We start from the raw sequence: 21,849 nt of genomic DNA, 5'->3' as shown, positions 1-21,849 counted from the left end.
CAACAATGAAAAACTTCAAATACATATACTTGGTCATTTTCCTGGCAGTTGCCGGATGTAGCAATGACGAGTTTCTAGATAGAGAACCCACTGATATTCTCGGTGAAGAGCAGGTGTGGGCCAATGAAGACCTGGTCTTTTCCGTGCTGGCCGATTTGTACAATCGCCTTCCTGACTATCAGGGTCTCGAAAATTGGTGGGAATATACCAATTTCGATGAGGCCTTTGCGAGCAATGCCGGCGATTACGGCAGACACCAAAATCAGGAATATAACTATGGCGACTGGGGAATGTGGAATTATGGCTACATCCGAGACTTGAATCTCTTTATCGAAAAATGTGAGGCTGCGACCGCATTGTCCACAGAATCAAAGACCAGATTCTTAGCCGAAGCCAAATTCATCAGGGCCATGGTATATTTCGAGCATGTGAAGCGTATGGGTGGTGTACCCCTGATCTTGGAGTCCATGGAATATGACTACAGTGGAGACCCTACTTACCTTCAATACCCAAGAGCGAAAGAACATGAAATCTATGATTTTGTGATAGCAGAGATGGAAGCTGTGAAGAATGACCTTCCAAACGGTGGTACCAAATCCAGAGCAACTAAAGGAGCAGCATTAGCTTTGGTTTCAAGAGCAGCTTTATATGCAGGTTCTATCGCAAAGTATGGTCAGTTGACTCCCGAGGTGTCCCTTCCGGGTGGAGAAGTGGGAATCCCGGCCAGCATGGCGGATGCGTATTATACCACTGCTTTGAATGCCTCTGAAGAAGTAATGTCACTGGGAACGTACGAACTCTATAACCAGGATCCCGACAAATCAGAGAACTACACCAATATCTTCCTGAATAAAAGCTCGAATAATGAAGTAATTCTTGCCAAAGATTTCCTGGTACAGGGAAGAACACATGGATTCACCATAGAAACCATCCCACGCTCCCTTAGAGAAGAAAATACTTCCGGCGGCAAATTAAACCCGTCCCTCAACTTGGTTCAGTCTTATGAATTGCTTGACAACACCTTTGCTCAATTGCCCACCAAGGATGCCTCAGGAAACCCAATCTACTACGACGATCCAATGGATATTTTTGCAGGAAGAGATCCAAGATTATTGGGAACAGTGATTGTCCCGGGAGCATCCTTCAGAGGAAAGGAAGTAGATATCTGGGCAGGCTATAAGTTGCAAGACGGTTCTGTCATTACTTCAGATCAACTGGGCGGACAGGCACAGCTGCCTGGAAGCTCCACCTCTGTTCAGGTAGTAGGTTTTGACGGGCCGATTGACCAACTGGAATGGTCTGCCCAGAATGGTTTCTACCTCAGAAAATATGTGGATACCTCTGTGGGATCAGGCCAGAGGGGAACAGGTTCGGCGGTTTGGTTGGTAAGATTCAGATATGCTGAGATCCTGTTGAATGCTGCTGAAGCAGCATTCGAATTGGATCAACTGGACAAAGCTGCTGAGTACATGAATCAGGTGAGAAGAAGAGCGGGATTTCCGGTGGATCTTACGCCAAGCGAAATTGACTTTGACAGAATCGTACATGAGCGTAAAGTAGAATTGGCCTTTGAAAACCATATTCTTTGGGACAAAAAGAGATGGAGATTGGCGCATCGGATCTGGAATGGGGTAAGCACTAATCTCACCAATAATCCGGGTGATGCTTTGGCTGTAAGCACGAGAGTTTTCGGACTGAAGCCTTACAAATATTACGAGCCGGGCTCTCCGAATAACGGCAAGTGGATTTTTGAAGAATTTGTACCTGCACCGGTATTTAATGCTCACCGATTCAGATTGGGCAATTATTATTCCTTCATCGGTGACGGTGTGAGAAACAACAATCCAAAAATCATCCGAAACCCAAATCATTAAATCCCCCTAAACTCAATAACACATGAAGCTAAATTTCAAAAATATACTGGGAATGATGGGAATAGCGGCTTCCCTCGTATCTTGTAGCTATGATAATTACGATGAGCCTAACTTTCAATTGGACGGGAGAATAGTCTATCAAGGCGAACCTATTGGTGTAAGTTACAATGATGTGTACATCGAGCTTTGGGAACAGGGCTGGCAGCGTCTTGGAAATATAGGCGTGGCGATAGATCAGGATGGATCGTATTCCTCGCTTCTTTTCAAGGGTGAGTATAAAATGATTATTCCAAATAATCAGGGACCATTTATGAAAATCATCAATGACCAAACCGGCAATGACACAATTCCGGTCAGTCTCACAGGAAGTCAGACATTGGACATAGAAGTGATGCCCTACTTCATGATCCGTAACGTCACCATCAATGGTGGAAGTGATAAGGTTTCAGCAACTTTTGACCTAGAACGGATTATCAAAGGAGACGAATCGAGGGAAGTGGAGGAGGTTTCCCTGTACGTAAGCAAGACCTCATTTGTGGACAACCGTACCAGCATCGCCACAGACAATAGAAGTGGCGGTGATCTGCAGGATTTATCTTCCATCACGTTGGAAGTAGATGTGCCTGAAAGAGTTCCTACTCAAAATTATGGCTATGCCCGAGTGGGAGTTAAGATCCAAGGTGTAGAGGACATGATTTTCTCTGAAGTAATTAAAGTAAATCTATAAGCCTCTTATGGATATGCCGGGGAGCTCAGCCAGTGAGATGGGTACTGAGTGACCCGGCTTTTTTCTGAAAGTCCATTTAAGATCTGTCAGGTTTTCGAAACCTCCCAGATCTCTCCGAGACTATAATCCCAATTCAAGGGCTTTTAATAATATGTTTAGAAAAAATCATCGTATGCATCTTCTACTAAGTCTTACTATCGCACTCGGGTCTTGCTCAGAATCTGCTGAGAATCTCGTCACTACTCCTGACCAACCAACAATCAGCGACACCCTTACTTATATCAATCCTGTTTTTGAGCCTGTACTGGCTGACCCTACCGTAGTGAAAGTCGGTGATGAATTCTATGCTTACGGCACGGAAGACAACTGGGGAGAAGAAGGAGGCTATCACCTGGTTCCCGTGATCAAATCCAGTGATCTGGTAAACTGGGAAGTAGTCGGAAATTCTATGGATGAAAAACCAAGCTGGAAAGAACGGGGTGGTATCTGGGCACCGGATGTGACTCAGGTAGGAGATCAATTTTACATGTATTATTCTTTTTCCACTTGGGGAGATCCAAATCCGGGAATCGGACTGGCCATAGCTGACAGTCCTCAAGGACCGTTTGTAGATCAGGGAAAAGTATTTGACTCGGAAGAAATCGGAGTCGACAATTCTATTGATCCCTTTTATATCGAAGAAAATGGAACAAAATTTCTAATCTGGGGAAGCTTTCATGGCTTATATCTTACCCAACTGACAGCCGATGGCAAGAAGTCCATCGGAGAGAAACGCCGGGTAGCAGGTGATCACTTGGAAGCTGCTTATGTATACAAAAAAGACGGATATTATTACCTTTTCGGGTCGGCAGGAACCTGCTGCGAAGGAGCAAATAGTACGTACAAAGTTCTGGTGGGAAAATCTGAGAATCTGGAAGGACCATACTTGGATAAGGAAGGGAAAAGTCTGCTCGATTCTGGTACGGGAACGTTGGTCGTAGGTGGAAACGAAGGCGAATCAGGCTATGCAGGTCCGGGTCATAATGCGGAAATCGTACTGGACGATGCCGGTCAGGAATGGCTTCTTTATCATGGCATGGACAAGCAGAAACCAAAACTTGACAATGGTACCAATCGCAGGGTACTGCTTTTGGATAAGATCATCTGGGTAGACGGGTGGCCAAGTGTAAGTGACTTAGTTCCCGGCACGAGCTCACAAGATGCCCCTATTTTAGACTTAAATTAATCCCATGCATTCAGTCAGACAATTTGCATTAATTCCACTCTTACTATTATTCAGCTCCTTAGCAATTGCCAGACAGAGCGTAACGCTTGAGGAATTTTCTTCAGAAAACGGTGCTGAAGTCATAGACAAAAACGGAGAGGTCCAGGTTTCTTGGCCGTCGGGAAAATGGATAAGATTAGAAGTTTGGGACATAGCTGCAAATGGAGTCTTTACCCAACCGGTGTGGGTCGAGTGAAAATTTGGCTGTTAAGATTGCTGTTAAAGTTTTCATTCTAAGCATGCTGTCTTAACTTTAGGAGTTATTCTCAATTATTTTCATTAACAAAACCCAAACCTATATGAAAAAGTCATACACTAGAAATACTACTAAAATCAAACCTAGTTTGAAACAGGGTGTAGCGATTTCAGGAACGTTTATTGTTCCAAAACCTCCTAAAAATGTTAAAAAACCGCTCTAAATCAATACTGGCGCTAATTATTTGTGCCGGCTTGATTTCTTGTTCCACTGAAAACAGTTCCAATAATGCGGTCACTTTACTTGACCGGATTTCCTCAGATAACACAAATGAATTTTATGTCAGCAACCGGGTGCCATCGGTGCCCCCGGTGCGCTGATCAAGCTTCCTGTAGGTGTGGTAAAGCCTGAAGGATACCTAAAGGAATACCGGAATGACAATTAAATCAATACGGCTTGGTGGGAATTGAGAAATCTTCTGAAAACTTCTGATGAGCCTTTAGCCGATGTGACGCTGGTGTCCGTGGGCACTGCACGATTGTGCCCTACCGCTTTTCCCCAATTAGATAATAACCCAAAATTGAATGAATAAACTACTTGGCTTACCCAGAATAATCTTACTATTTCTCCTTCTTCTCAGCTTTTCCCATGTAGGTTTAACCCAAAGTAGGGCCTTTGACAATCCCGTTTTGGCGGGAGACCGTCCCGATCCCACCGTAATCAAAATAGGAAAATACTATTACGCCTCCGCCACTTCCAATGAGTGGGCGCCACTTTTTCCCATTTTCAAGTCTACCGATTTGGTGAACTGGGAACTGGTGAATTATATTTTTCCCAACGGTGCTCCCAATTGGGCGAAGAATAACTTTTGGGCACCTGAGCTTTCTTATGATGAGGATCAAAAAAAAATCTACGCGTATTATACAGCAAGGGACAAGGAAAGTAATCGCCTCAGTGTGGCAGTAGCAAGTGCAGATTCGCCCGAAAGCAAATTTATTGATCATGGTCCATTGGTAGCACAAGAATACGGTTCCATCGATGCTTTTGAGGCAAGGGATGAAAATGGAAAAATATATGTACTGTGGAAAGAAGATGGAAATAGCAAAGGGCAGAAAACTCCGATCTGGGCACAGGAAGTGAATGAAACACGGACTGAATTGGTCGGAGAGAAACATGAGTTATTCCGGAATGATCAACCTTGGGAAGGTGGATTGGTGGAAGGAGTGGCGATTTTTCAGAAAAACGGCTATTTCTATGCAACCTATTCTGCCCGTGGGTGCTGCGAAATCACCTGCGATTATGTCACGGGAGTTGCCCGAAGCAAAACGCTTCTGGGACCTTGGGAAAAGTATGATATGAATCCAGTCCTAAAGGATAACGATAACTGGAAATGTGCCGGACACGGAACTGTAGTAGAGAAAGACGGAGACTTCTGGATGCTCTACCATGCGTACAATACCGAAGGAAGCGTATATGTAGGGAGGCAGGGAGTTTTGGAGAAAATTGAATGGACTTCCGACGGCTGGCCTATTCTGGCGAATAATGCAGGCTACGAACGCAGCAAAGCCTCATTAGGATTTAGGGACAATTTCAAAAAAAGATTGGATCCGATCTGGCAGTGGAGAGTGACACAGGATATCCAATACCAAACAGGCAAAAAAGGGCTCAGGCTTCAGGCTTCGGAAGAGAATGAAACCCTGGGAACGCTGCTCGTGCAAGGCACCAAATCGCTGGATTACCAATACGAAGCAACGGTCGTTCCTGATGGAAATGCCGCAGCCGGATTGGCGGTGATCGGAGGCGCAAACAACGGTTTCGGGGCTCCACCTGCGGGAATGGGTATTTCAGTAAAAGGAAATCAGCTGATACTTTGGGAGACTATCAATCAAAAGACCAGAGAAATAGCCACTGAAACAATACCGGCAGGCAAAGAAGTTAAATTGACTTTGACAATGAAAAACGGCTACAGAATGACCACTTCAGCTAGTGTAGACGGCAAAATTATCCAAGTTGGCGAGGAGCAGGATGTGAAGCATTTAGTCCCTTGGGGCATGGGGTTTAGGCTTGGATTGGTTTCAAAAGGAGCTACGGATGCATATGCACATTTCAAGGAAGTGAGGATTTATTAGTAGCCAGTATTTAGAAATTAGTATCAAGGTTTCGAAGAATAAGACTTTTCAAATTCGGGACACACTCAGTCCCGAGTTTAACAAGTGAAATTCTACTGAAAAAATAGAATTTATATAATAGAATATCCTTACACCTATCCTATGAAGAAAACACTGATTTTTGTCGTATGCCTGCTTTTTGCGCAGCAGATCGCAACAGCACAAACCGACAAGTACAAACCTGTAGAAGGCAAAATCATGACCGAATGGGCTACCCAGGTGACCCCTGAAAATGTCCATCAAGAATATCCACGGCCCCAGATGACCCGGGAAAACTGGGTGAACCTGAATGGACTTTGGGATTATGCCATCAAGCCAAAAGGCCAGGCAATCCCGACTAGCTTTGATGGAGAAATTCTGGTTCCTTTCGCCGTAGAATCCGCTCTTTCCGGTGTAGGTAAAACCGTAGGGAAAGACAATGAATTGTGGTACAATACGACTTTTGCTACTCCAAAGAAATCAAGCAAAGACAAAGTGCTGCTACATTTCGGTGCCTCCGACTGGGAAACCGAAGTATTTGTCAACGGTAAAAGTGTTGGAAAGCATCAAGGTGGATATGATCCATTTGAGTTTGATATTACCGATCATTTAAAATCCGGAAAGTCTCAAGCCTTACAGGTGCGGGTATGGGATCCCAGCGACGAGGGCCCTCAGCCCCGTGGCAAGCAAATCAATAATCCCCATGGTATTTGGTATACTCCTGTGACGGGAATCTGGCAGACTGTGTGGTTAGAAACTGTGCCTGCTGCCTATATCTCCAAGCTGAGAAATGCTTCAGACATCCAGAGCAAGCAACTATTAGTGACTCCTGAAGTAGCTGGAGCTGCCGAAGGGCAACAAGTGAAAGTAACCGCCTGGAAAGACGGAGCGATGCTAACCGGGCAAACGGTGAAGCCGTCCGAGACTGCGAAACTCACAATTAAAGATGCCCAGCTTTGGGAACCTGGAAATCCTGTTCTGTATGACTTGAAAGTGGAATTGGTAGAGGGCAAAAAAGTGGTGGACGCTGTGGAAAGTTATGCGGCTTTGAGAGAAATCAGCATGGCTCCGGATGCAAATGGTATCCAACGAATGATGCTGAATGGCAAATTTCTATTTCAATATGGCTCCTTGGATCAAGGCTGGTTTCCCGACGGATTGTACACGGCTCCAAGTCATGAAGCGATGGTATTTGATATCCAAAAGACCCAAGATATGGGCTTCAACATGATCAGAAAGCATGTGAAAGTAGAGCCTGCCACTTGGTATCATGCCTGTGACAAGATGGGAATGCTCGTATGGCAGGATATGCCAAGCGGAGATATGGGCAATGGCTGGGAAATGAAATTGGCCGTACTCGGAGAGCAGACGGATAGGGACAGAACTCCGGAATCCGAAGCAATTTTCAGGGAAGAATGGAAAGAAATCATGGATGATTTCTATAACTTTCCTTCTATCGTAGTTTGGGTGCCTTTCAATGAAGCCTGGGGTCAGTTTAAAACCAAGGAAATTACCGAGTGGACCAAAGAACATGACCCTTCCCGGTTGGTGAACAGCGCAAGCGGAGGGAATTTTGAAATGGAAGGAACCAAAATCGCAGGTGATATTATCGATTTGCACAACTACCCGGATGCGAAAATGCCTGATCCAAAGATTTACGGAAAAGATAATATTCTAGTACTGGGCGAATTTGGCGGACTGGGACTTCCTGTGGATGGTCATGTGTGGCAGCAGAAAGACAACTGGGGTTACCAAAGCTTTAAGAACCAAGATGAGCTTTACAATCGCTATTCGCAATTGATAACCAGACTTGGTGAGCTGGTGGAAGCCGGACTTTCGGCAGCAGTCTATACACAGACCACAGATGTGGAAGTAGAGACCAACGGATTGATGACTTATGACAGAAAAGTCATCAAATTTGATGTGTCAAAAATGAAAAGCATACATTCACCTTTATATAAAAAGTGAGCGCAATGAATAATCATTTCAACAAAATCCTTGGTGCAGCCGCGCTCGGGGTTTTACTTTACAGCTGCGAAAGCAAACCCAAAGAAGAAACTAAACTAGAAGAACCTGTACAAGAGCAGGTTTTTGGCACAACCTTTCAAGACAAAAAAGTGGAAACATACGAGATCAAGAATGCCAACGGCATGAAAATGAAAGTCACCAATTTCGGGGCACGGGTTACCCACCTTTGGGTACCGGATAAGGACGGAAACCCGGTAGATGTAGTTCTGGGTTTTGAGACCTTGGACGGCTATCTGGAAAGCAGCGAAAAATACTTCGGTGCAGCCATCGGTCGCTATGGCAACCGGATAGCAGATGGAAAATTCACCTTGGATGGGGAGGAATATACATTGCCGCAAAACAACAATGGGCAAACCCTTCACGGCGGTCCAGGGGGAATGGATTATGTGATTTGGAATGTGGAAAAGTCTGGTGAGAATGGTTTGATATTCACATACACTTCGCCGGATGGAGAAGAAGGTTTTCCGGGAGAACTGAAGGTAAAAATGGTTTATACGCTCACAGATGACAACGAATTCAAGGTTACTTATGAAGCCGAAACTGATAAAGCAACTCCGGTAAATTTGACCCATCACTCCTTTTTCAACCTGAACGGTGCTGGAAATGGAACAGTGCTAGATCATACGCTGCAACTGAACGCCAGCGAATACACTCCTGTAAATGACGTGCTGATTCCTACTGGAGAGGTGGTTTCGGTAAAAGAAACTCCTTTTGACTTTACAGAACCAACTAGAATTGGCGCGAGAATCAACGAGGAAAACGAGCAATTAAAGTTCGGTGGAGGATATGACCACAACTGGGTACTGGACAAATCCGGAGCGGATTTGACTCAAGCAGCAGTTATTTCTTCTCCACAAACAGGCATTGAAATGGAAGTGTGGACAACTGAACCGGCGATTCAGTTTTACAGTGGCAATTTCCTTGACGGAACCATCACCGGCAAAGGAGATAAAGTCTATGAACAGAGATCTGCATTCTGTCTGGAAACCCAGCATTATCCGGATTCACCCAACCAGCCGAATTTCCCGTCTACGATTTTAAAACCCGGAGAGAAATATGAGCAGACTTGTATTTACAAATTTGGGACGAAATAAAAAAAGAAGCCATCTTGAGAAATCAGGATGGCTTTTTTTGAAGAGTTTTTCTCACAAGCACACACCAGAAGCAACCCACTCCAAATGATCCATCTACAGCTTGACCTCAAATAGTTGAAACATCTTCTTGTCTTCATTTTCAGTTTGTAATTCTATAAGTATCCCTTCTTTCACCACCCTGATAAAATCCACATAATAGTTGTCACGGTCGAGTTCGACCACACCCAGTTCTTTGAATTTCCTGTCAAATACCATGATGGTTCTTTCCGGGAATTTCCCCTTTTTACTATCTCCAAGGGATTTCTTCTCTATCAAATTCTTGATAGTTTCATCAGGATATGATCCTGACATCACCCTATAATACAGATTCCTATAGGGATCATAGAGGACCATATTATTCTTTGGATTGGAATAGATATGATTGTAGAAAATACCCGGGTCAAGATCATATTCCGGAAGTGAATGGAAGCGTCCCTCGTAAAGTCGGCTAAAGAGCACCGGGGACTCCAATAAATTGAGGTTGAAGTCATATACCATCACTTGATCCTCTATGGGGAAAGACTGTAAAATCAGGGAATCCTGATAATTTACGGTGTAGGAGGGCATCTCCAACATTACTCCCCAAAAGCCGGACTCCATGTAGTTGTCACTGTATCCCAGATGATAGTCAAAAGCTTTGCTCTCCAGATTCAGGACTATGCTAAGATTTTTCTGTTTGTAGCCATTTTTAAAAGGATCACTATCCGGAGCTGAGGAAATAATCAACTTTGTTCCCAAATCAATTATGGGAGCATAGGTCCAAAGTGTCGGCAGTGCCGTTTCTTGTGAAGGGCAGTTGGAATCATCCGCACGCAACCTGTAACGGTTCTTGATCCGTCCTGCACTATCTACCAAATTCAGCTCGTACTTGTACTGGTTTAGCACGAAAATACTGTCTAAGTTTCTTACATGAAAACCGTCGAGTGCCCCTATGCCGTCTGGTCCCTCCAAGGCTAATTGCACCTTAAAAGACTTGTCCGGATCCGCTATATGTGCGAAGTGAATAAATCTCTCCTTGGCTCTGATCATGTCGTGATAGGCTAGGTATTCTTCCCCCTCTAGGCTGACTGGCTGCATAAACCACCAATTCGTAGACGTTTGATCATCTATAGGAATCTCCACCAAGCGTTTGGGAATAAGTTTAAGTTTGCGGTACTCTTGAGATCGGGAGCAGGAAAGAAAAAGTGATGATATGAGCAGAAAGAACAAATATTTCATATTCCAAAAGATTTTATATTTAAATGAAAGTATAAAGTAAGGCTAGTATTTATTATGAGCAACTTAAGCAAAGGGGATTTGAAATGCTTCAAAAAATCATAAATGGACAAAAGAGTAAAATTCGATTTTGAACTCTTCTTCACCAACGGCGGGAGCATCAAAGGAGAGGATTTTCGACTGGATATCGCCGGAGACGATATTTCGGATAATGACCTTGCAGACTACATCATCAAAGACCTTAGGTTGCTTATGGTGGGACGGGCTATCATTCTGAACAAAGAAATCATGGTGGAACCTCATAAACGCAAACCCATCGATCAAAGCAAAGGAAAAGAGCTACTGGTTGATCTGAGCCATACTATCGAAAATGGACTGGTTACCTACAAAGGACTTCCTGCTCCTATCATCTGTGATTATCTGAGTAGAACAGATTCTAAACAGTACTATGCTGAAGGAACGGAATTTCAAATCGGAAAAATAGAAATGGTAACCAACACCGGCACCTATATAGACTGTCCTTTTCATCGCTATGAAAATGGAAAAGACCTTTCGGAAGTAGGACTGGAAGCTTTTACTGACCTAGAGGCCGTGGTGATCCGGATACCGCACGCGCAAACCTTAGAAATAACTGAGGAGCATCTGGAAAACTTTGAAATCCGAAATCGGGCAGTATTGATCCACACCGGATGGGATGCCCACTGGAATACGGAAAAGTACTATGAAAATCACCCTTACCTCACGGAGGGTGCAGCCCAGTATTTAAATGATTGCTCAGTCAAATTGGTGGGCATTGATTCCCACAACATCGACTGCACAACGGGAAAAACCAGACCCGTTCACTCTATTCTTTTGGGCTCTGAAATTCTGATCGTGGAGCATCTGTGCAACTTAAACCTCCTGCCAGACGATGGGTTTACCTTCAGTGCCATTCCTCCAAAATTCAAGGGGGCGGGTACATTTCCCGTCAGAGCAATGGCCAAATTGAAAAAAACCGACTACCCAGAAAGATAAAGCCCTATAACTATAATATCAATGGTCTCCCACGCTGGATCACCATCTGAGCTTTTCAAAGAAAAACCCGGTTGGAATGGCTTTCTCCACCAAGCCGCCCGGGTTTTAACATAATACTAAGCTCCTATGATCAGTGCCAGCCTCCACCCAAAGCCCGGTAAAGATCAATGGAAGCGTAAAGCTTGGCACTTCTTATTTCCACCAGATCCAATTGGCTTTGGAGCAGATTACCCTGTGCGGTAATAACCTCCAGGTAATTGGCCACGCCATTTTCAAACAAGAGATCTGCATTACCCACGGCATTCTCTAGTGCCTCCACACGTGAAGAAGCCACATCCTGCCGCTCAGCCGTCTTTTCTATCCTCACCATCGCATCAGACACTTCCTTTATGGCAGTCAGCACAGTTTCCTGAAAAGTGTAAATTTGCTGCTCCCGTTGGATTTGTTCCGTTTGGAGATTGGTTTTCAGCCTTCTCCTGTTCAACACAGGCTGGGCAAGGCTTCCACCCACTACGCCAAATACCGATCCGGGAAAGTTAAACCAATTAGCGGCTTCAAAAGCATTGAGTCCAGTGGAAGCAGTGATTCGAAGAGAGGGATACATCATCGCTTTGGCAACTCCCACTTTTCCATTGGCCGCTTGGAGCCCCAGTTCGGCTGCCTTTACATCCGGGCGCTCACTCAGGAGATCGGCAGGAACACCTGTCCCGATCACACTTGCCAGATTTTCCTGAAACACACCCCGTGCGATTGAGTTAGGAGCGACTCCCGTCAATACACTAAGTGTGTTTTCCTCTACCGCTATTTCCCCTTCCAGATAAGGAATCAACTGCTCTGCCTGCTTCAGCTGCGCAGTAGCCTGGTCCTTTGCCAGCGTAGTAACCAATGCCGAGGCAAACTGCAGATCAATGATCTCCTTTGTCCGCTTGCTGAGTTCTAGATTTTGCTCTGCCACTTCCAGCTGCGCATCTAGTTTCAGCAGATTATAGTAGCTTTTGGCTATGGAAGCTACCACCCCTGTCTGCAAAGCCTTGGCAGCCTCACCGGTCTGAAGGTATTCGGCAAGAGCGGTCTGGGTTTGCCGGCGTATTTTACCCCAGATATCAGCTTCCCAGCTCAGCAAGCCCTGAAGCTGGTAATCTTCCAGACTTTTCCGCTCCAGAAATAAATCCGTACTGATTCCATTCAGGGAGTTGTCTGAAAAACGGGAGGAATTAGCCGTCACCAAGAGATCAAATTCAGGGACATTGCCCCATTTGGCCCGCTTAAAATTCAACTGGGCGACTTCGATATTCTTTCTGGCGATCAACAGATTATTGTTTCTTTCCAGTCCCCGTTCGATTAATGAAACGAGATTTGGGTCAATAAAAAACTCATTCCAGAGAATTGTGGCATCGGTAGAATCTACCGACGCCTCATTGCCCCTGAATGTTTCCGGAAAAACATCCACAGGAGTACCTATGTCTTCAGATGCCTTGCATGCAGCCAGCCATCCTATAGACAGGATTATCGCTATTTTATAAATTAAAGATTTCATGTTTTTATAATTTGTTTTACAATGGCCACATGGAATCCCTGCCTGCGGCAGGCAGGTCGCAGGTTTTACAATCATCCCACAGTGTGTGTTCCCGTACGTACGGGATCATGCTCGATTTCATTTTATCAGATTAATGAGTTACAAGTTCTTTTGATTCCTCAGGCTGCAGTTCAGGTGGACTGCTGATACGCTCATGTATATGTTGGAAAATGACGAACAGCAGTGGAATGATTATAAGCCCCAAAATCACTCCTGACAGCATCCCTCCTGCCGCTGCGATACTTATGGAATGGTTACCCAGAGCGGAAGGTCCCTTCGCAAACATCATCGGGATAAGTCCGGCAATAAAAGCCAGTGAAGTCATCAAAATAGGACGTAGGCGAAGTCGGGCTCCTTCCAGAGCTGCATCCATTAAGCTTCTCCCCGCCCTTCGGCGCTGCACTGCAAACTCTACGATCAGAATGGCGTTTTTCGCCAACAGACCAATCAACATCACCAATGCCACCTGTACGTAGATATTATTCTCTATTCCTGTCAACCCTATTGCCACGAACACCCCAAGAACGCCGGTCGGTATCGAAAATATGACAGCCAGTGGAAGGATGTAGCTTTCGTATTGGGCAGAAAGCAAGAAGTAAATAAACAGAAGAGAGAGAATAAAGATGATCAGCGATTGCCCGCCGGAGCCCATTTCCTCCTTGGTCATGCCCGTAAATTCCAGTGCGTAACCATTCGGAAGTTCCTCTTTGGCTACTTCCTGAATCGCAAGCAATGCATCCCCCGAACTGAAGCCCGGTGCGGCAACGGCATTGATTCCAATAGAGTTAAAAAGGTTGTATCTGGAAACCGTTTCCGGCCCGTAGACCCGCTCAAGTCTGGCCAGTGTGTTCACCGGCACCTTTTCTCCCAAACTGTTTTTGACAAAGATCCCATCCAATGAAGATTCATCCACCCGATCTGACTTTTCGGCCTGGATCATCACCCGGTAATATTTACCAAATCGATTGAAATCCGATGCCTGCATGCTTCCAAAATAAGCCTGAAGCGTCTGGAGAACTTCCCGAACACTCACCTGAAGCTGAGCGGCTTTCACCTCATCCACCTCAAGATTGTACTGGGGATAGTCAGACTTGAAGGAAGAAAAAGCAAAACCGATTTCCTCTCTACCCATAAGTTTTCCCATGAAATCGGAACTCACACCGCTGAATTTCTGCAGTGCCCCTCCCGACCTGTCCTGAAGTACAAGTTCAAGTCCGTCCACATTGCTAAATCCCGGGACTGTTGGAAATGTAAACACGAAGAAATTTGCTCCTTTGATTTTGGAGAATTCTTGATTTACCAACGCCATGATCTCGTTGATGTCACTCACTTCTCCCCGTTCTTTGACTGGTTTGAGCAGGATAAACAAAACACCGGCAGATGGGCTCGCGGCTTCCGTAAGAATATTAAACCCGGACATCACATTCAGCGAGGAATGAAAATCCATATCTCTGAGTGCAATTTCCGCTTCTTTCATCACTTCAGTAGTACGCTCCAGTGATGCACCGGCAGGCAGATCAAGAGATACCGCTATAAAACCCTGATCTTCTGAAGGTATAAAACCTGATGGAGTTATTCTGATCAGTACCACGGTAGTCACTATCACGAGAGCCAGTGCTGTCACACCTACCCATCTGCGACGGATTAGCATTCGGATCCCACCTACGTAATTATTGGTGAGTTTTTCAAAACCGGAATTGAACCCGATGAAAAACTTCTCACTAAAGGTTAGTTTTTTGCTCCCTGTGCCCCCATGATGCTTATCCTTAAGAAACAAAGCGGCCAAAGCGGGGCTCAGCGTAAGTGCATTTATCGCTGAAATAATAATGGCTATCGCGAGGGTAAAAGCAAACTGCTGATAAAATACCCCCGTAGAGCCTTCCATAAAGCCTACGGGAAGAAATACCGAAGCCATTACCAAAGTAATAGAGATAATCGCACCCGTGATCTCACCCATAGCACTTCTCGTAGCCGCTTTCGGAGAAAGATGTTCGAGTTCCATTTTGGAATGAACCGCCTCTACGACCACAATGGCATCATCCACTACTATCCCAATCGCCAACACCAATGCGAACAGCGTGAGCAAGTTGATGGAGAAACCAAAAAGCAACATAAAGAAGAAGGTACCCAAGATCGCCACCGGTACTGCAATGGCCGGAATCAAGGTGGAACGAAAATCCTGAAGGAATATAAAGACTACCAGAAAAACCAATACAAATGCCTCTATCAGTGTAGTAACCACCTGCGAAATAGACTGGTCAAGAGAATCTTTGGTATTATAAAGAATCAGATAACCTACTCCTTCCGGAAAATCCTTTTCAGCCTTCTTCATCAGCTCACCGATAGCGATCTGGATTTCACTTGAGTTGGATCCCGCAATCTGGAATGTAGCTATATTTACTCCCTGCTTTTCATCTACCCTGGTAAAGTTGGTATAGGAATAAGCTCCAAATTCTATTCTGGCGACATCCTTTAGTCTAAGAACTGTTCCGTCCGGATTGGCTCTGACCACGATATTGTCATAGTCTTCGGGTTTATTCAATTTCCCTTTGTACTTCACCACATACTCAAAAGCCACTTCACTGCTTTCTCCCAGTTTACCCGGAGCGGCTTCGAGACTTTTATCCTGTATGGCGGCGGTCACCTCTGCCGGAGTAAGATTATAGGCAGCCATCTGGCTGGGATTCAGCCATACCCTCATGGAGTAATCCTTATTGCCTCCGAAGATCATCGATTGACCCACTCCTTTGATCCTCTTGATCTCAGGAATAATATTGATCTGTGCATAATTGGCCAGAAAAGTCTGGTCATAAGCTTCAGGATCCGTGGAAAACATGGATACTACCATCAGCAAACTGTTCTGTTGCTTGGATGTGGTGATTCCCGCCTGCACCACCTCGGCAGGCAGCTGGCTGGTGGCTTGGGACACACGGTTTTGAACGTTCACCGCAGCTTGGTCAGGATCGGTACCCAGCTCGAAGTACACTTTGATGACCAGTGAACCATCATTGCTGGCCGTGGAACTTATATGGCTCATTCCTTCCACGCCGTTGATGGATTCCTCGAGCGAAGGAGCTACCGACCTCAGCAGTGTTTCTGCGTTGGCACCCGGATACAGGGCCACTACCTGCACTGCAGGCGGGGCAATATCGGGGAACTGCTGAAGGGGCAATTTGAACACCCCCAGAACCCCGAGAATAACCAATAGGATTGATATGACAGAAGCCAATACCGGCCTGTCTATAAATTTTTGAAACATCAGTTTAGTTTATTTTTAAGGATTGGCAGGATTTATTTCTGAGGACTCGGAGCGATGATTGCCCCATCCTGAAGCGTTTCAAATCCTTTGTGTACAATTCTGTCACCTGCTTTCAGTCCGCCCGACACCAAATAATTATCTCCGGAGGTCCCACTTACTTGAATTGGTTTCCGGACAACTTGATTTTTGTCATCTACAGCTACCACAAAGACTTTGTCCTGAATTTCAAAGGTCGATTGCTGGGGAACCAGAATAGCCTTCATATGGGGATGGGTGATCACAATCCTACCCGTATTACCGGATCGGAGTAAGCCACGCTCATTTGGAAAAGTGGCTCTGAAGGTGATTGTACCCGTATTTTTATTAAACTGTCCGTCTACGACATCCACTCTTCCCGGTTCCGAGTACTTGCTGTGATCGGCGAGTACCAATGTGACAGGAGGAAGATTTTTGATTTTCTCCGTCAAAGTCTCTCCTTCATACCGGTCTGTAAATCGTATAAAATCTGTCTCCCCCAAAGCAAAATACACATGCACTTCATGCACATCAGACAATGTAGTCAACGGACTAGGATCTGACGGACCGACAAGCGTGCCCTGTTTCTTGGGCAACCTGCCTATATAGCCGCTTACCGGAGCCTGAATTTTCGTATAGCTCAAATTGATTTTGGCGGACTCTACCTGTGCTTTTGCCTGTTCAAGATTGGAAAGTGCAAGTTGCCGGCTTGCTTCCAGGGTTTTCAGTTGAAATTCGGAAACTACCTTTTTCTCCACCAAAGGTGTATACTTCGCCACTTCAAGCTCGCTTTGCACCACTGCAGCTTCTGCAGCGTGGAGATTGGCAATGGCGTGATTAAGTGCTTCCCGAAAAGGCAGGTCATTGATCGCAAACACGGGTTTTCCCTTTTCCACATATTCTCCCTCGTCCACCATGATCCGCTCAAGTGTTCCGCTTACCTGCGGGCGTAGTTCAATATCCACGGTTCCTTCCACTGTGGCCGGATATTCCAAGGAAGTCTCAGCGCTCGATTCTTGAATAAAATATACAGGCAATTGTGGTGGAGCAGTGGCTGCCTGATCAGTGGAATGTGCTGGACTGCATGCATTCAGCAGTACAAGAGCACCTAGGCTTAAGATAAAATTTTTCATTGGTTTAGTGATTTTAAAGTACTGGTAATCATTGGGGTAATTTGATTTGCGTAGTATATACATGGGATAAAATAACATAGTAAGCTTATTTAACATCGTTAAGTAAAAGGTTTAGGGTTGAATCATTTTTATCACAATCCGGTGATTTGATTGATCAAATCAATCCTGGATTTGTTGAAGAATAAAGTTTGTTATTCCCAATATTCTAAGGCAATTAAGAAAACTAACAGCGTTAGATATTTGGATAAAAATTTTTTTATACTGTTTTAATTATTCCTACAATAGCATCTTTTAAGATCTGATTATTCATTTCTTCAGTAAGGCCCTTTCCTACCAAGTTGATCGATAGCAGTCCGTGAATCACCGAAAAGAAACTGAAGTATTTCTGCCTACAAATCCCGGCATCTCTGTCTCTTTCAGAAAGCAGCTTGGAGATAACGGGACAAAATCTCTTGGACGGCAACTGGGATTCCGGCACCATTCCAATACAACAGGTCATCTCTACACCAAACATAATCTGGTAGATTTCTCTATTGTGAAGTCCAAATTCCCAAAATGCCATCCACATGGCTTCTAATTGCTCCTCAGGAATAGTATGGGCTTTTTGGGCCTTTTCCAGTACTTCGTCCAAATCCTCAAATCCAATCCGGGCCAGTTCATTTAAAATTGCCTCCTTATTGGTAAAATATTCATAGATAATAGGAGCGGTGTATTCTATCCTGTCCGCAATCTTACGCATACTGAGTCCTATCCACCCTTCTTCTTTGACAATCTCAAATGCTGCCCGAAGAATGTTGCTTCTGGTTTCTTCTTTTAGTCTCGATATGCGTTCCTTACTTCCCATCACTTCTCTGAATTAAATTACTTAACAGCGTTAGAAAAAATAGGTTCAAAAGTGTTCAAATTATTTTTCTCCTACTACATAATCATAAATTGTCTTGGACAATCCTGCCAACTGCTCCGTCGCCGTACCGTAGTCGGATAGGTTCTTGGAAAGCAGCACAAGCACATACGAGCGGCCATCCGGTAGATAAACTATCCCGGCGTCATGATGAACATCGGTAATCGAGCCCGTTTTGTGCGCTACAGATACACTTTCAGGAAGGAAAAATGGAATTATTGTATTGAATTGTTGGTCCTTCATAATAGCAACCATCTCGTCGCAATCCTCCTTGATCCCCGCCGTATTTTCGGCAATTGCCTTCATGACCAGCATCAGATCTTTAGCAGTAGTCGTATTGCTCATGCCAAGTTCATATGCCTTGGTGTCCTCCACTCCTCTCAATACTTCGATTTTGTCCGCACCAAGGTTTCGCATAGTGGCAGTAGTGTTTTTTGCCCCTACCAATTCTATCAGCACATTGGTAGCCAAGTTGCTACTGAGCGTGATCATATTATACATCAGATCTTTTAGCGCGATGGTAGTACCGATCTGACTATAAATCACGCTGTCGCTATCCATACCAACCTGCATGCTATAAAGGCTTCCATCAACTATGCTTTTGAACTCATTTTTCAACAAAATAGAATCTTCAAGATTTAGTTTTCCTTCTCTGTATTGTTTAAAAAGCTCAATCATCACCGGGACTTTCATTGTGCTGGCAGCATGAAATTCCTCTTCAGCATTGATCAGCAGACTATCTGACGATTCTGAGAGATTGTAGAAGGCAATTGCCACATCTCCCTGAATGGAATCTATTTGAGATAAAAGCGCAATCTGCAAATCTTCCTGTTTAGTGGATTTTTGTTGGCAAGAGAATTGAAATACCAGCAGAAACATACAGGCAATTCTGGATAAGTATAAGTTCATATTTGTCGCAATAATCTATGTAAAGCACCTTCGGACGATGATGCTGATTCTTAATTTTCTAAATTATCAATTTCTAACTGTATCTAATTCCGGGAATTTGCGATTTCCTTGAAATTTTGGATTCCCAAATCTTTCCAGAATTGCTCCATATTTTTGATCTTATAAAATCGAGCCTACCTACAGCAGGCGGGCATGTTGTAGGTGACACACACTGAAATGATATGTATGCCAGATCCACCTGCCTCGTGGAAGGAAAGTGTGACCATTGAAAGACAAATTATAAGCACATGAAAATTTTGGCGATTGAAGACGAACCTGAATTGGCAGAAGTGATCCGTAAAAGCCTTGAAAAAGAGCTTTATTTGGTGGAGCATGCCTCCGATTTTGATTCGGCAATGGAAAAAATAGCACTGTATAAATACGACTGCATCCTGCTGGACATTATGCTTCCCGGAGGAAGTGGGATGGATATTTTGGCAGAACTGAAGAAAAATGGCGGTGGAGAAAATGTAATCATTATCTCGGCAAAGGATTCTCTGGACGATAAACTTGCAGGTCTTGACTTGGGCGCGGATGATTACCTCACCAAGCCTTTTCACATTGCCGAACTCAATGCCCGGATTAAAGCCGTGTTTCGCAGAAAAAACCTTAACGGAAGCAATCAAATCATCGTCAAAAACACAGTTTTAGACCTAAATGAGCGGGAATTTAAAGTAGAAGACGTACTACTTGAATTGAACCGAAAGGAGTTTGATATCCTGAATTATTTCCTGGTAAACAAGAATCGGTTGATTTCGAAAACTGCCCTAGCTGAGCATGTTTGGGGAGATCACATAGACCAAGCGGACAACTTTGACTTTATCTACTATCAGATCAAAAACCTGCGCAAGAAACTCCAATCTTCCAATGCCGGGATTGAAATCCAGTCGGTCTATGGCGTAGGTTATAAACTGACCGAACTGTGAAGCTCCTCAACCAGTCCATCAAATATCTTTCGGTATCGATCTTTCTGATTGTTACTATCTGGTCGGCAATTTTCTACATCAATATGCTGGACGAAATCCACGACAGTATCGATGATGGACTGGACAATTATAAACTATTAATCATCAAGCGTACCGAAAAAGACGAACGGGTGTTTGAGAAAAAAGACTTCGAAGAGGGCAATTTTACTATTCATAAAATCGATGAAAAAGAGGCATTGGGAATGCGTGATTATTTTACGGATACACTGCTCTATATGCAGAACGAAGATGATCTGGAGCCTGTCCGCATGTTGACATCGGCTTTTAAGCACGGTGAGGATTATTACCGGCTTACGGTTTTCAACTCCACCGTGGAGGAAGATGATCTGATCGAGGATTTATTCTATTCGATCATCTGGCTTTACATCATTTTGGTTGCAAGCATTGTTTTAATCAATAATGTAGTTCTTCAGCGGCTTTGGAAACCATTTTACCTGCTTTTGGGCGATTTAAAAGCATTTCGTATTGACAAGGAAAGTCCCATTCCGGTCGTGAAAGGCGACACCAAAGAGTTTAAAGAATTGGAGCTCGCTGTCAACTCCCTTATTATTCATGCTCGTGAAACTTATGCCAATCAAAAGAAATTCACCGAAAATGCCTCTCATGAGCTTCAAACACCTCTGGCGATTATTTCCAACAAACTCGAACTGATGCTGGAAAGAGAAAGTCTGGATCATGAAAATGCCGAAATTGTTGGCCAGATTTTGCAGACTATTCAGCGCTTAACCCGACTGAACAAGTCATTACTTCTACTGACCAAAATTGAGAATAAACAGTTTTCAGAAAACGCTGAAATTTCCATCAACCGGGTAGTCGCACAATCAGTGGAAGACTTGAAAGAATTTGCTGACTACAGAGAAGTAAAAATATCTGTGGATAACTCTTCCGAAATACAGGTCAAAATGGATGAAAATCTTGCTTCTATTCTAGTGGGTAATCTTATTCGAAATGCTATTTTCCACAATATAGAAGGCGGAAACGTAACCATTATCCTTGTGGAAAACTCCCTGATTATCCGCAATACAGGCAATTCACTGCCACTTGATTCTGAGAAGGTATTTACCCGTTTTCATAAGGAAACCAAAAAAAGTAACAGCACAGGTCTGGGACTTGCTATCGTCCACGCCATCTGTAAACTGTATACTTTTCAGATTGTATACAGTTTCGATGGTGAGCATTGTTTTGAGGTTAAAATGGGTTGAGGGATGTAAGGTGGTAAAGTTGTAAGGTAAGTTGCATCTGAGAACGTCACTTCACAATACTGTAGCGAGAGAGATTAAAATTAAAGCTAAGGTATAGTAGCATACCAAGAAATGACTTCTTTGACGAGTATGGCCAAAAGAGAAGGAGTCAATAGCAGAAAACACCGATTCCTTATTTCGCATACCTACAGCATTTTTCTCAATGAATCCAGACTCCCATACGATGAGCGA

Annotated in this window: 16 protein-coding genes; 10 read left to right on the top strand and 6 right to left on the bottom strand. The window is 44.2% G+C overall.

The window, feature by feature from the left end; translation table 11 throughout:
* Positions 1–5 precede the first annotated feature (5 nt).
* The 7 genes from ID165_RS21935 to ID165_RS21905 all read left to right on the top strand — a co-directional run bounded on the left by ID165_RS21935 (position 6) and on the right by ID165_RS21905 (position 9,330).
* The gene (locus ID165_RS21935) at positions 6–1,874 is read left to right on the top strand and encodes a RagB/SusD family nutrient uptake outer membrane protein (protein WP_192347562.1); all 1,869 of its coding nucleotides are present in this window, start codon (positions 6–8) and stop codon (positions 1,872–1,874) included.
* A gap of 22 nt (positions 1,875–1,896) precedes the next feature.
* Positions 1,897–2,601 (top strand): DUF3823 domain-containing protein, encoded by a 705-nt coding sequence (locus ID165_RS21930; RefSeq protein WP_192347561.1) that lies wholly within the window; start codon positions 1,897–1,899, stop codon positions 2,599–2,601.
* A 172-nt stretch (positions 2,602–2,773) separates the two neighbouring features.
* Complete coding sequence (locus ID165_RS21925; RefSeq protein ID WP_192347560.1) at positions 2,774–3,826, top strand: family 43 glycosylhydrolase; 1,053 nt, start codon at positions 2,774–2,776, stop codon at positions 3,824–3,826.
* Between the two features lie 4 nt (positions 3,827–3,830).
* A complete protein-coding gene (locus ID165_RS21920) occupies positions 3,831–4,061 on the top strand; it encodes a hypothetical protein (protein ID WP_192347559.1) in 231 nt (76 codons plus the stop codon).
* A gap of 584 nt (positions 4,062–4,645) precedes the next feature.
* Entirely contained in the window at positions 4,646–6,190 is a 1,545-nt protein-coding gene (locus ID165_RS21915) for a glycoside hydrolase family 43 protein (RefSeq protein ID WP_192347558.1), read from the top strand.
* A 141-nt stretch (positions 6,191–6,331) separates the two neighbouring features.
* Complete coding sequence (locus ID165_RS21910) at positions 6,332–8,176, top strand: glycoside hydrolase family 2 protein (protein ID WP_192347557.1); 1,845 nt, start codon at positions 6,332–6,334, stop codon at positions 8,174–8,176.
* 5 nt (positions 8,177–8,181) lie between these two features.
* Positions 8,182–9,330, top strand: a complete 1,149-nt coding sequence (locus ID165_RS21905) for an aldose epimerase family protein (RefSeq protein ID WP_192347556.1) — start codon at positions 8,182–8,184, stop codon at positions 9,328–9,330.
* 93 nt (positions 9,331–9,423) lie between these two features.
* Here the strand turns inward: ID165_RS21905 and ID165_RS21900 are convergent, their stop codons facing one another.
* Positions 9,424–10,587: a DUF4221 family protein gene (locus ID165_RS21900; protein WP_192347555.1), complete on the bottom strand. Its 1,164-nt coding sequence runs from the start codon at positions 10,585–10,587 to the stop codon at positions 9,424–9,426.
* A gap of 102 nt (positions 10,588–10,689) precedes the next feature.
* On the opposite strand from ID165_RS21900, the gene ID165_RS21895 reads away from it, so the two are divergent.
* Positions 10,690–11,598 carry a cyclase family protein gene (locus tag ID165_RS21895; RefSeq protein ID WP_192347554.1) on the top strand — a complete coding sequence of 303 codons (909 nt, stop codon included), beginning with the start codon at positions 10,690–10,692 and terminating at the stop codon, positions 11,596–11,598.
* A gap of 130 nt (positions 11,599–11,728) precedes the next feature.
* Here the strand turns inward: ID165_RS21895 and ID165_RS21890 are convergent, their stop codons facing one another.
* From ID165_RS21890 to ID165_RS21870, 5 genes are all read right to left on the bottom strand, one after another.
* Positions 11,729–13,135 carry an efflux transporter outer membrane subunit gene (locus ID165_RS21890; RefSeq protein ID WP_192347553.1) on the bottom strand — a complete coding sequence of 469 codons (1,407 nt, stop codon included), beginning with the start codon at positions 13,133–13,135 and terminating at the stop codon, positions 11,729–11,731.
* Positions 13,136–13,265: 130 nt separating this feature from the next.
* Positions 13,266–16,433 (bottom strand): efflux RND transporter permease subunit, encoded by a 3,168-nt coding sequence (locus ID165_RS21885; RefSeq protein ID WP_192347552.1) that lies wholly within the window; start codon positions 16,431–16,433, stop codon positions 13,266–13,268.
* Between the two features lie 32 nt (positions 16,434–16,465).
* Positions 16,466–17,581: an efflux RND transporter periplasmic adaptor subunit gene (locus ID165_RS21880; protein ID WP_192347551.1), complete on the bottom strand. Its 1,116-nt coding sequence runs from the start codon at positions 17,579–17,581 to the stop codon at positions 16,466–16,468.
* Between the two features lie 256 nt (positions 17,582–17,837).
* Positions 17,838–18,425, bottom strand: coding sequence for a TetR/AcrR family transcriptional regulator (locus ID165_RS21875; protein WP_192347550.1), 588 nt, complete (start codon positions 18,423–18,425; stop codon positions 17,838–17,840).
* 60 nt (positions 18,426–18,485) lie between these two features.
* On the bottom strand, positions 18,486–19,391 hold the full coding sequence (locus ID165_RS21870; protein ID WP_192347549.1) for a serine hydrolase: 906 nt from the start codon (positions 19,389–19,391) through the stop codon (positions 18,486–18,488).
* Between the two features lie 287 nt (positions 19,392–19,678).
* On the opposite strand from ID165_RS21870, the gene ID165_RS21865 reads away from it, so the two are divergent.
* Positions 19,679–20,356, top strand: a complete 678-nt coding sequence (locus ID165_RS21865) for a response regulator transcription factor (RefSeq protein WP_192347548.1) — start codon at positions 19,679–19,681, stop codon at positions 20,354–20,356.
* Positions 20,353–21,618: a HAMP domain-containing sensor histidine kinase gene (locus ID165_RS21860; protein WP_192347547.1), complete on the top strand. Its 1,266-nt coding sequence runs from the start codon at positions 20,353–20,355 to the stop codon at positions 21,616–21,618. The genes ID165_RS21865 and ID165_RS21860 overlap by 4 nt, the downstream gene beginning before the upstream one ends.
* The last annotated feature ends 231 nt before the right edge of the window (positions 21,619–21,849 follow it).

Source organism: Algoriphagus sp. Y33, assembly GCF_014838715.1.
Classification (GTDB): Bacteria; Bacteroidota; Bacteroidia; order Cytophagales; family Cyclobacteriaceae; genus Algoriphagus.
Note: the sequence above shows the minus strand (reverse complement) of the source record. Positions and strands in the feature narration are given on the sequence as shown.